At 66.3% G+C, this 11930-nt stretch carries 11 protein-coding genes; 10 read left to right on the top strand and 1 reads right to left on the bottom strand.

All coding sequences use genetic code 11. The features are described 5' to 3' along the window. Positions 1–4 precede the first annotated feature (4 nt). Positions 5–667 (bottom strand): TetR/AcrR family transcriptional regulator, encoded by a 663-nt coding sequence (locus AB9O74_RS13545; protein WP_369349605.1) that lies wholly within the window; start codon positions 665–667, stop codon positions 5–7. A 254-nt stretch (positions 668–921) separates the two neighbouring features. Between AB9O74_RS13545 and ndk the strand changes: the two genes are divergently transcribed. The 10 genes from ndk to folD all read left to right on the top strand — a co-directional run bounded on the left by ndk (position 922) and on the right by folD (position 11851). Then, positions 922–1347, top strand: coding sequence for a nucleoside-diphosphate kinase (ndk, locus tag AB9O74_RS13550; RefSeq protein WP_008265389.1), 426 nt, complete (start codon positions 922–924; stop codon positions 1345–1347). A 10-nt stretch (positions 1348–1357) separates the two neighbouring features. Further along, positions 1358–2563: a 23S rRNA (adenine(2503)-C(2))-methyltransferase RlmN gene (gene rlmN / locus AB9O74_RS13555; protein ID WP_176989799.1), complete on the top strand. Its 1206-nt coding sequence runs from the start codon at positions 1358–1360 to the stop codon at positions 2561–2563. Continuing rightward, positions 2550–3347, top strand: coding sequence for a type IV pilus biogenesis/stability protein PilW (pilW, locus tag AB9O74_RS13560; protein WP_176989800.1), 798 nt, complete (start codon positions 2550–2552; stop codon positions 3345–3347). Before rlmN ends, pilW begins: the two co-directional genes overlap by 14 nt. Positions 3348–3353: 6 nt before the next feature. Next, positions 3354–4217: a helix-turn-helix domain-containing protein gene (locus tag AB9O74_RS13565; protein WP_369349606.1), complete on the top strand. Its 864-nt coding sequence runs from the start codon at positions 3354–3356 to the stop codon at positions 4215–4217. A 59-nt stretch (positions 4218–4276) separates the two neighbouring features. Then, positions 4277–4915 (top strand): tetratricopeptide repeat protein, encoded by a 639-nt coding sequence (locus AB9O74_RS13570; protein ID WP_176989802.1) that lies wholly within the window; start codon positions 4277–4279, stop codon positions 4913–4915. Continuing rightward, positions 4915–6123 (top strand): outer membrane protein assembly factor BamB, encoded by a 1209-nt coding sequence (gene bamB, locus AB9O74_RS13575; protein WP_176989803.1) that lies wholly within the window; start codon positions 4915–4917, stop codon positions 6121–6123. Before AB9O74_RS13570 ends, bamB begins: the two co-directional genes overlap by 1 nt. A 12-nt stretch (positions 6124–6135) precedes the next feature. After that, the gene (gene der / locus AB9O74_RS13580; RefSeq protein WP_369349607.1) at positions 6136–7527 is read left to right on the top strand and encodes a ribosome biogenesis GTPase Der; all 1392 of its coding nucleotides are present in this window, start codon (positions 6136–6138) and stop codon (positions 7525–7527) included. A gap of 77 nt (positions 7528–7604) precedes the next feature. Further along, a complete protein-coding gene (gene moeB / locus AB9O74_RS13585) occupies positions 7605–8744 on the top strand; it encodes a molybdopterin-synthase adenylyltransferase MoeB (protein ID WP_369349608.1) in 1140 nt (379 codons plus the stop codon). Positions 8745–8995: 251 nt separating this feature from the next. After that, entirely contained in the window at positions 8996–10822 is a 1827-nt protein-coding gene (locus AB9O74_RS13590; protein WP_369349609.1) for a monovalent cation:proton antiporter-2 (CPA2) family protein, read from the top strand. A gap of 147 nt (positions 10823–10969) precedes the next feature. Further along, on the top strand, positions 10970–11851 hold the full coding sequence (gene folD / locus AB9O74_RS13595) for a bifunctional methylenetetrahydrofolate dehydrogenase/methenyltetrahydrofolate cyclohydrolase FolD (protein WP_152150574.1): 882 nt from the start codon (positions 10970–10972) through the stop codon (positions 11849–11851). Positions 11852–11930 lie beyond the last annotated feature (79 nt).

Raw genomic sequence — 11930 nt, forward strand, 5'->3', positions numbered from 1 at the left:
GGCTCTACGGGGTGGAAAGGGAGGTCGTCGAAGCGCTCGAGGCCGCGCTGGCGCGGAATCCTGCGTCGGCGAAATGAATCAGTTCCTGGGCGGCATGGGCACGATGCGCCGCTTCGGTGACACCGGCGGGTCGCTTGATCAGGCCGAAGTCGGCCATGGCATAGGTCAGCGAGCCGGCGAGGAAGTCCAGGCGCCAGTACAGCTCTTCCTTGCTCAGCCCCGGCACGCAGGCGGAGATCGCCTTGCCGAAGTCGCGCAGGACGTGGCCGTAATGGTCGGAGAGGAACTTGCGCAGGTTGTCGTTCTTTTCCGCGTAGGCGCGGGCGATGACCCGCACGAACGCGCCGCCGGTCTGGCGGTCCTGGGCCATGGCCAGGGCCGGTTCGACGAAGGCGGCCAGCACCTGGCGCAGTTCACCGGGGTGTTCGCGACGGGCGGCGTCCAGCTGGGCCAGGCGCGCCGAGGTCATTTCATCCATCCGGCGGCGGAAGACCTCGTTGACCAGGTTTTCCTTGGAACCGAAGTGATAGTTGACCGCGGCGATGTTCACATCGGCCTGGCTGGTGACCTGGCGCAGCGAGGTGCCCGCGAACCCGTGCAGGGCGAACAGTTCCTCGGCGGCGCCGAGGATGCGGTCCTTGGTGGAGAAGTGGGCGGGTTTGGCCATGGGGCAGGGAAGTTCAATCAAACGATTGTTTGATATTAGACCCGTGGCCGCGCGTCCGCATTGTGCGGCGCAGCAGAGCGGGCCATCTGTTCATCCCCGATCGAGGTAGTGCCGGCCGCTGGCCGGCACTACCGTACCGCGGGCTTACACGTTAGAATTGGCGCACGTATATCAGGCTAAGCCCGCGTTTTGACGCGGGTTTTTTTCATGTTAACCTCGGGCCGATCAAGTGGCCCGCCCAACGGAGTATTCCCATGGCGCTGGAGCGCACCCTTTCCATCATCAAGCCGGACGCCGTCGCCAAGAACGTCATCGGTGAAATTTACGCCCGCTTTGAAAAGGCCGGCCTGAAGGTCGTCGCCGCCAAGTACAAGCAGCTGTCGCGCCGTGAAGCCGAAGGCTTCTACGCCGTGCACCGCGAGCGTCCGTTCTTCAACGCGCTGGTCGAGTTCATGATCTCCGGCCCGGTGATGATCCAGGCGCTGGAAGGCGAGAACGCCGTCCTGGCCCATCGCGACCTGCTGGGCGCCACCAATCCGAAGGAAGCCGCCGCCGGTACCATCCGCGCCGACTTCGCTGAATCCATCGATGCCAATGCCGCCCACGGCTCGGACTCGGTTGAGAATGCCGCGATCGAAATCGCCTACTTCTTCGCCGCGACTGAAGTCGTCTCGCGCTGAGAGTGATGCCGTGAACGAGGTCGTACAGCCCACCGCCATCCCATCCGTGCTCGTGTCGAGCCCGGCTGTGGCCAAGCAGAACCTGCTCGACCTCGATCGCGAGGGTCTGGAGCGCTTCTTCGCCGAGACTCTCGGCGAAGCGCGCTACCGTGCCCATCAGGTGATGAAGTGGATCCACCATCACTACGTCACCGATTTCGATGAAATGACCGACCTCGGCAAGGCGCTGCGCGCCAAGCTCAAGCAGCATGCCGAGGTGCTGGTTCCGAACATCGTGTTCGACAAGCCCTCCGCCGATGGCACCCACAAGTGGCTGCTGGCCATGGGCACCGACGGCAAGAACGCGATCGAAGCGGTCTACATCCCGGACAAGAACCGCGGCACGCTGTGCGTGTCCTCGCAGGTCGGCTGCGCGCTGAACTGCACGTTCTGTTCGACCGCGACCCAGGGCTTCAACCGCAACCTCTCCACCGCCGAGATCATCGGCCAGGTGTGGGTGGCGGCGCGCCATCTGGGCAATATCCCGCACAAGCAGCGTCGTCTCACCAATGTGGTGATGATGGGCATGGGCGAGCCGTTGATGAATTTCGACAACGTCGTGCGCGCCATGAGCGTGATGCGCGACGATCTGGGCTACGGCCTGGCCAACAAGCGCGTGACGCTGTCCACCTCCGGCCTGGTGCCGCAGATCGACCGGCTGTCTGCCGAGAGCGACGTGTCGCTGGCGGTGTCGCTGCATGCGCCCAATGATGCCCTGCGCGAGACCCTGGTCCCGCTCAACAAGAAGTACCCGATCGTCGAGCTGATGGCCTCGTGCGCACGCTACCTGCGCGCCAACAAGCGTCGCGAATCGGTCACCTTCGAGTACACCCTGATGAAGGGGATCAACGACCAGCCCGAGCACGCCCGCCAGCTGGCGCGGCTGATGCGCCAGTTCGACAACGCCGTGCAGGCCTCGAACGCGGGCAAGGTCAACCTGATTCCGTTCAATCCATTCCCGGGCACGCGCTATGAGCGTTCCGGCGAAACCGACATCCGCGCCTTCCAGAAGATCCTGCTCGATGCGAAGGTGCTGACGATGGTGCGGCGCACCCGTGGCGACGACATCGATGCCGCGTGTGGCCAGCTCAAGGGCCAGGTCATGGATCGCACGCGCCGCCAGGCCGAGTTCAACAAAACGCTGCAGGACGGGAAAAACCGGGATGCCGCTGCCTGATCGCCGATTGCCAGCCGTTGTTTTCATCGCGCTGGCATTGGCCGGCTGCGGCAAACAGGGCATCAAACCGCCGTCCGGTACCCTCGAGGTCGCGCCGACCTATGAGGCCCGCGACAACCCCGAGATCCGCAAGCGCGTGAACTACCAGGACCAGATGGTCCTGGCCGGCGAGTCGCTGCGTGCGGGCTCGCCGGAGGCGGCCGAAAAACGGGTGCGGGCGGCGATGAAGATCGACGCGCGCCGTCCCGAGGCCTACATGCTGTTGGCGGCCATCGCCGCCCAGCGCGGCAACGAGGCCGAGGCCGGGCAGTTGTACGCCAAGGCCGCCGAGCTGGGCCCGGAGCGCGGCGATGTGCTCAACAATTATGGCGCGTGGCTATGTGCTCATGGCCGACCGGCCGAGTCGCTGGTGTGGTTCGACCGGGCCCTCCAGGCGCCGGGCTATACGACACCGGCCTCTGCCCTGGCCAATGCCGGTGGCTGTGCGTTGGATGCCGGCCAGCCCGAACGGGCGGTTCCGGACCTGCGCAGGGCGCTTGAGATCGATCCGGTCAATGCCTACGCGCTGGAGTCGATGGCCCGCAACGAGTTCGCCCAAGGGCGTTATTTCGAGGCCCGCGCCTTTTCGCAACGGCGTTTGACGGCTGCACCGGCCACACGTTCCGTGTTACAACTTGCGTCTCAAATCGAGGCGCGGCTTGGCGACAGCGTGGCATCCGGTCGCTATCTGCAGCGAATTCATGACGAATTTCCGCAGGATGCGGCACCTAATCCCCGGGGTTGAAGCATTGTGATTGATGACCAGACTGTGAACGCTTTTGATACTGCGGCCGGTTGCGGAGCTCGTCTTCGCCAGGCCCGGGAAGCGGCCGGACTGACCCTGGAGGCGGTGGGGCAGCAGCTGCACATGCCGGTCCAGGTCGTGAAGTCCCTCGAAGACGAGCAGTGGCAGCGCCTCGGCGCGCCGGTCTTCGTCCGCGGCCAGCTGCGCAGCTACGCCCGTCTGCTCAAGGTGGACATCGGCGATATCCTCGAACAGGCCCATATCGGGCCGATCGTGCCGCCGCAGCTGGTCAGCCATACCCATACCCCGCGCGCCCGGCGCATTGCCGAGAGCCTGGGGCGTCGCGTCCTGTATGTCGGCATCACCGCGGTTCTGGCCGTGCCGGTCTGGTTCGCCACCCGCGGCCATTTCGATGGCACGGCGAGCACCCCGAACACCGCCTCGCTGGATGTGATCCCGGCGGCGGTGCCGGTGGCCGGTGGCGAGACCCCGGATCCGGCCGCACCCGCGGCGGTCGAGGCGGCCAAGCCGACGGCACCGGCAGCACCGTACCTGGCATCGCTGACCCCGGTCCCGCGTCCGGCGTCCGCGCCGACGCCGCAGGCCGGCGCGCTGAGCCTGCAGTTCAAAGGCGACAGCTGGGTGGACATCTCCGGGCCGGACGGCGCCACCGTCGAGAAGGCCCTGATCAAGTCGGGCGAGACCCGCAGCTTCGCACCGGGCCAGGTGGCCCGCATGGTGCTGGGCAATGCATCGGCGGTCGAGGTTCAGCAGGCCGGCACTATCGTCGACCTTTCGCCGTACCAGCGAGCCAACGTGGCACGCTTTACGGTATCCTCTGACGGCTCCGTGGTCCCAGTTTCGCACTGAACCGCGTTTCCCCAATCCAATTCAAATAGCTCCTCCTCATGGGCGGGGCGAGAGTACGCATGGCGATCGACGACCTGCTCGACGAGCACGAACAAAGTGAACGCGTCCGCGGCTGGCTGCGGAAGAATGGTGTCAGCATCCTCGCTGGCGTAGCCATCGCGATCGGTGGCATCTGGGGCTGGAAAGAATGGCAGACCCGGCACAGCAACAGCCTGGCCGGCGCCAACGTCCAGTACCAGATCGTCCTCAAGAGCCTGGAAGACAAGGATCTGGAGCAGGCCGCCAAGGGTGTGAAGGACCTGGAAAGCGGCAAGGCCAACATCTATGCCGATCTGGCTGCCCTGCAGCTGGCCAAGGCCCAGGTCGATGCCGGCAAGAACGAAGACGCGTTGGCGACCCTGCGCGCGATCAAGGCCGACCCCGAATTCAAGCCGGTGATCGAGCAGCGCGTCGCGCGCCTGCTGGTGGCCACCGGCAAGACCGAGGATGCGATCAAGCAGCTCGGCACCGCTACCGACAGCGCCAGCCTGGAAATCCATGGCGATGCACTGATGGCGCAGGGCAAGCGTGATGCTGCCCGCGAGCAGTATGAGAAGGCGCTCAAGACGCTGGACGTGGCAGCGCCCCAGCGGCGCCTGCTGGAAACCAAGTTGACGGATGCCGGTGGCACCGTCACCGATCCTGCGGAGTCGGTGTAATGAATCAGATGGTCATGATCAAGCGCGTTGCCACGGTTGCCCTGTTGGGCATGGCCCTGACCGGCTGCAGCACGATGAAGGGCTGGTTCGCCGGCAAGGACGCGGCGGCCAAGAAGGCGCTGGAACCGGCTGAACTGGTCAAGTTCGATGCCACCGCCAAGGTCGACAAGATCTGGACGGCCAACGTCGGCAAGGGCGAGAAGCGCATCGGCGTTCGCCAGGGCCCGGTGGTCGCCGATGGCCGCGTCTACGCAGCCGCCATCTACGGTGGCGTGCATGCCATCGACCTGCAGACCGGCAAGAAGGTCTGGACCTACGAGCCGGCCAAGGAAAAGAAGAAGCCCAAGCTTCGTCTGTCCGGTGGCCCGGGCGTGGGTGACGGCCTGGTCGTCATCGGCACCCTGGACGGCGAAGTCATCGCGTTGAACGCGGCCGACGGCACCGAAAAGTGGCGTGCCAAGGTGCCGGGTGAAGTGATTTCCGCACCGGCCGTGGGCCAGGGCATGGTGTTCGTGCGCAGCAACGACGGTCGCGTGACCGGCCTGGATGCCGAAAACGGCACCCAGCGCTGGTTCAATCCGCGCGAGTTGCCGGCACTGACCGTGCGCGGCAACGCGCCGGTCGTTACCGGCCCGGGCGTGCTGTTCATCGGCAACGACGACGGCTCCGTCGCCGCGCTGGCCATGCAGGACGGCCGCACGCTGTGGGACCAGATGGTCGGCACCGGCGAAGGCCGTACCGAGCTGGACCGCATGGCCGATATCGACGGCGCGCCGGTGCTGGAAGGCAATACGCTGTTCGTGAGCAGTTTCAAGAGCCAGACCATGGCGATCGAGGGCCCGACCGGCCGTCCGCTGTGGGCCCGTGATCATGGTGGCGCCGGCGGCGTCGCCCTGACCTCGAGCACTGTGTTCGTCACCGACAACAAGGGCGGCGTGTTCGGCCTGGACAAGGCCAGCGGTTCGGCCATGTGGTCGCAGACGGGCCTGGCCCGTCGTTCGCTGACCGGTCCGGTCATCCACGGCGATTACGTTGTGGTCGGTGATTACAAGGGGTATCTGCACTGGTTGCGGACCGATAACGGTGAGTTCGCGGCGCGCGCCAAGAGTGGCGGCGACGCCCTCCTGGCCCAGCCGGTAGCCGCCGATGGGATTCTGCTGGTGCAGAACGTTGATGGAAAGCTGACCGCGTTCCGGTTGGCACAATAAGGAGTTACCGCGATGCTGCCCTTGGTCGCCCTGGTTGGACGGCCGAATGTCGGCAAGTCCACGCTGTTCAATGCGTTTACCCGTACGCGCGACGCGCTGGTCCATGACCAGCCCGGCGTGACCCGGGACCGTAATTACGGTGTTTGTCGTCTTGATGAGGACCACCCGTTCCTGGTGGTCGATACCGGCGGTATCGCCGGTGAAGAAGAAGGTCTGGCCGGCGCTACCGCCCGCCAGGCCCGCGCCGCCGCCGCCGAGGCGGACCTGATCCTGTTCGTGGTCGATGCCCGTGAGGGCCCGATGGACGACGAGATCCTGTCCTGGCTGCGCAGGCTGGCCCGTCCGACCCTGCTGCTGATCAACAAGATCGATGGCATGAACGAAGACACCGTGCGTTCGGAGTTCGCCCGTTACGGCTTCAGCGAAATGCTGACCGTCTCGGCCGCGCACCGCCAGGGCCTGGATGATCTGCTGGACGAGGTCGTGGAACGGTTGCCGGAAGAAGGCACCACCGAGACCCTGGACACCGATCCGAACCGCATTCGCATCGCCTTTGTCGGCCGCCCCAACGTGGGCAAGTCGACGCTGGTCAATCGTCTGCTCGGCGAAGAGCGCATGATCGCCTCCGAAGTGCCCGGTACCACCCGTGACTCGATCGCGGTGGACATGGAGCGCGACGGGCGTGAGTACCGCCTGATCGATACCGCCGGCCTGCGTCGCAAGGCGCGTGTCGAGGAAGTGGTCGAGAAGTTCAGCGTCATCAAGACCCTGCAGGCCATCGAGCAGTGCCAGGTCGCGGTGCTGATGCTCGATGCCTCCGAAGGCGTGACCGATCAGGATGCCAGCGTGCTCGGCGCGGTGCTCGATGCCGGCCGTGCGTTGGTGGTGGCGATCAACAAGTGGGATGGCCTGACCGATTACCAGCGCGAGCAGGCTGAAGCGCTGGTATCGCGCAAGCTCGGCTTCGTGCCGTGGGCGGAAGTGGTGCGCATCTCGGCCAAGCACGGCTCGGGCCTGCGTGAGCTGTTCCGCTGCATCCACGCCGCGCACGCCTCCGCGACGCACGAGTTCAGCACCAGCGAAGTCAACAAGGCGCTGGAAACGGCCTACGAGGCCAACCCGCCGCCGGCGATCCGTGGTCACGTGTCCAAGCTGCGTTACGTGCATCCGGGCGGTTCCAATCCGCCGACCTTCATCGTCCACGGCACCCGTCTGAAAGACCTGCCGGAGTCGTACAAGCGCTACCTGGAGAATTTCTTCCGCAAGCGCTTCAAGCTGGTCGGCACGCCCGTGCAGTTCATCTTCCGCGAGGGTGTGAACCCGTACGAAGGCAAGAAGAACGTGCTCACCGAACGTCAGCTCAAGCGCAAGCGCCGCTTGATCAAGCACGTCAAGGGCAAGTGATCCAAAGAAGAGCCGGCGAAAGCCGGCTCTTCTCATTGGGGCGGCCGGCCGATGCGCCCGTGCGCGATAATCCCCGCATGAGCACGATCCCCGAACTCACCCCGGCGCAGGCCCGCGAACGCCTCGCCCACGGCGCACTGCTGATCGACATCCGCGAAGCACACGAACGTGCCACCGGCATGGCCGAAGGCGCGCTCGGCATTGCCAGGGGCGATCTCCAGGCCGAGCCGGGCACACACCTGCCGTCCAGCGACCGCGAGGCCGTCCTGATCTGCCAGAGCGGCAGGCGTTCGATGGAGGCCGCGGTTTTCCTGTCGGACCTGGGCTACACGCACATTGCGTCCGTGCACGGCGGCACCACCGCATGGCGTGCCGAGGGACTGCCTTTGGTGCAGCCGATCCAGAGCGACGCCGAGCGTGACTTCAACGAGCGGTACTCGCGGCATCTGCTGCTGCCACAGGTGGGTGTCGAGGGCCAGAAGACGCTGCTGGCCTCGCGCGTGCTGGTGCTCGGCGCGGGCGGGCTGGGCGCGCCGGCCAGTTTCTACCTGGCCGCAGCGGGGGTAGGGCACCTGCGCATCGCCGATGACGACGTGGTGGAGCGCAGCAACCTGCATCGGCAGATCATCCATACCGATGCCAGCGTCGGCGAGCCCAAGGTGCTCTCCGCGCGCACACGCCTGCTTGCCCTCAATCCCTCGCTGGACGTGGAGGCGGTGCAGGCGCGGGTCACTTCGGACAACATCGATGCACTGCTCGAAGGTGCCGACGTGGTGCTGGACGGTTCGGACAACTTCCCGTTGCGTTACCTGCTCAACGATGCCTGCGTCCAGCACGGCATCCCGCTGGTGTACGGGGCGGTGGAGCGCTTTACCGGCCAGGTCAGCGTCTTCGATGCCGGACGTCAGCGCGGCACCGCGCCGTGTTACCGCTGCCTGTTTCCCGAGCCGCCGCCCCCGGCGTTCGCGCCCAACTGTGCCGAGGCCGGTGTCCTCGGCGTGCTGCCCGGCATGGTCGGCCTGCTCCAGGCCACCGAAGTCCTCAAGCTGCTGCTCGGTATCGGTGAGCCGCTGATCGGTCGGCTGCTGAGCTTCGATGCGCTGGGCATGCGCTTCCGCGAGACACGCCTGCGCCCGGATCCGGCCTGCCCGCTGTGCTCGCCCGGGAGGGCATTTCCGGGCTACATCGATTACGCGGCCTTCTGCAGCGGCGCGTAGATCCACGCCATGCGTGGATGCGGTTCGCCGGGACGCCATGCGTGGATGCTGTTGGCGAGGGGCCGCCGGGTGAGCGCAGCCACGCGTGGCGTGGCTCTACCGGTGGGTTCGGCAGCGATTTCGGGACGATGCGGCATCCAGATTCAATATCGTTCTGAATTCAGCACGATAAAACGCATCATCCGCGCTATTGCCCTTCACCGCTTTGCCCTATCGTTGTCCCATCTTGTGCAGTCCGGGGAAACAACCGCATGGCGGTGGAAGCAGGTGCCAGTGAACTGGTGAAAGTGGTCGCCCTGCTGGGTGCGGCAGTGGTGATGGTGCCGCTGTTCCGCCGGCTCGGCTTGGGCTCGGTGCTAGGCTATTTCGCCGCAGGCCTGGCGATCGGCCCGTTCGGGTTCGGCTGGTTCTCCGATCCGCAGGCGATCCTGCATACCGCCGAGCTCGGCGTGGTGATGTTCCTGTTCGTGATCGGCCTGGAGATGCGGCCCTCGCATCTGTGGAGTCTGCGCAACGAGATCTTCGGCCTGGGCACGCTGCAGATCGTGGTCTGCGGCACCGTGCTGACCGGCGTGTGCATGCTGCTCGGTTTCCCCTTGCCGGTGGCCTTCATCGGCGCCGCCGGTTTCGTGCTGACCTCCACCGCAGTGGTGATGCAGCTGCTCGCCGAGCGCGGCGACATCGCGCTGCCGACCGGCCAGAAGATCGTCTCGATCCTGCTGTTCGAGGATCTGCTGATCGTGCCGTTGCTGGCGGTCGTCGCGTTCATGGCGCCCGTGCACAGCGATGCCGGCGGGAGTTCGCGCTGGGTCACCGTCGGCATCGCGGCGGGTGCGATCGTCGGGCTGGTGCTGGTCGGCCGCTTCCTGCTCAATCCGCTGTTCCGCATCCTTGCCGCCGCCAAGGCGCGCGAAGTGATGACAGCCGCCGCATTGCTGGTCGTGCTCGGCGCCGCGCTGCTGATGCAGCTGGGTGGGTTGTCGATGGCGATGGGCGCGTTCCTCGCCGGCGTGCTGCTCAGCGAATCCACCTTCCGCCACCAGATCGAAGCGGACATCGAACCGTTCCGCGGCATCCTGCTCGGCCTGTTCTTCCTCAGCGTCGGCATGGCGCTGGACCTCACCGTCGTCGCCAACAACTGGCCGCTGATCGTCTCCGGGGTGTTCGCCCTGATGTTTGCCAAGGCGATCTGCATCTACGTGGTCGCGCGCATCCTCGGCAGTGATCATCGACAGGCGCTGGATCGCGGCGTGGTGATGGCACAGGGCGGCGAGTTCGCCTTCGTGCTGTTCTCCGCCGCCGCCGTGGCCGGCGTGATCGATGTGCAGGTCAACGCCAATCTGACCGCGATCGTCGTGCTCTCGATGGCACTGACGCCGCTGTTCGTGCTGCTGCACGACAAGCTGATGCCGGACCGCGAAGTCTCGCTCGATGGCGTCGAAGAAGCCGACGGTCTGTCCGGCAGCGTGCTGCTGATCGGCTTTGGTCGCTTCGGCCAGGTCGCCAGTCAGTCGCTGCTGGCGCGCGATGTGGATGTGACCATCATCGACAACGACGTGGACATGATCCACAACGCCGAGCGCTTCGGGTTCAAGATCTACTACGGCGACGGTACCCGCCTGGATGTACTGCATGCGTCTGGCGCGGGGGCGGCTCGTGCGATCGCGGTCTGCGTCAACAGCGACCAGGATGCCGATCGCATCGTCGAGCTGGTCACCCACGAGTTCCCCCAGGCCAAGCTGCTGGTGCGCTCGTTCGATCGCGAACATTCACTGCGCCTGATCCATGCCGGCGTGGACTTCCAGATCCGCGAGACCTTCGAGTCGGCCCTGCAGTTCGGCCAGGCCGCGCTGATGGAGCTGGGTGCCGATCCGGATGATGCGCGCGAGATCGCCGAGCAGATCCGCGAACGGGATGCGGAACGCTTCGAGCTTGAGATGGCGGGCGGAGACCTGCGCGCCGGCGCGCACATGGTGTTCGGCACTGCGTTGCCTGGCGTGCCCACGCCGACCCCGTTCACCGCGCCCAAGCGCAAGGCGCGCACGCTCAACGCCGACGAGGTGCCGGAAGAGGAATAAGGATCCGGTAGTGCCGGCCGCTGGCCGGCAACCGGTGGCGCCGCCCGGGCGATCGTGGCTGCCGGCCAGCGGCCGGCACTACCGGTGGGCGGGGCGGGCCGAATCGGGGACAATAGACGACCGTCGCCCCCACGCCTGCTGCCCTCGATGAGCTCACCGACTTCCGACACCGCTTCTTCCGCCCGCATTCTCGACGGCCGCCGCATCGCCGAAGACCTGCTGGACAGCCTCAAGGTCCGGGTCGATGCCCGCCTGGCTGCCGGTGGCAGCCGTCCGGGCCTGGCCGTGGTGCTGGTCGGCGGCGACCCGGCCTCGACCGTGTACGTGCGCAACAAGCGCCGTGCGGCCGAGAAAGTGGGTATCGAAGCCTTTGATTACGATCTGCCGGCCGGCACCACCGAGGCCGAGCTGCTGACCCTGATCGATCAGCTCAACGCCGATCCCAAAATCCACGGCATCCTGGTCCAGCTGCCGCTGCCGGGCATCCCGGACGCCAACCGCCTGATCCACCGCATCGACCCGCGCAAGGACGTGGACGGCTTCCACCCGGAAAACGTCGGCCATCTGGCCCTGCGCGAGTTCGGTCTGCGCCCGTGCACCCCGCGCGGCATCGTGACCCTGCTGGGTCACACCGACCAGCCGGTCCGCGGCCGCAACGCCACCATCGTCGGCGTCAGCAACCACGTCGGCCGCCCGATGGGGCTGGAGCTGCTGATCGCCGGCTGCACCGTCACCAGCTGCCACAAGTTCACCCCCAAGGACGTGCTGGAGCAGTCGGTGCGCAACGCCGACATCCTGGTGGTCGCCGTGGGCCGCCCGGGCATCGTCCCGGGTGAATGGGTCAAGCCGGGCGCCGTGGTCATCGACGTGGGCATCAACCGCCTGGACGATGGCCGCCTGGTCGGTGACGTCGGTTTCGAGGCCGCCGCCCAGCGCGCCAGCTGGATCACCCCGGTCCCGGGTGGGGTAGGGCCGATGACCGTGGCCACCCTGATGCAGAACACCATCGAGGCGGCGGAGGCGTTCTGACCCGGGAACGGCGTGACGACCAACGGTCGTCGCCTACCGGCACCTGACACGCCGGGGTAGCGCACGACCGTTGGTCGTG

This window comes from Stenotrophomonas sp. JAG2 (genome assembly GCF_041080745.1).
In the GTDB taxonomy this organism is placed as follows: Bacteria; Pseudomonadota; Gammaproteobacteria; order Xanthomonadales; family Xanthomonadaceae; genus Stenotrophomonas; species Stenotrophomonas maltophilia_AA.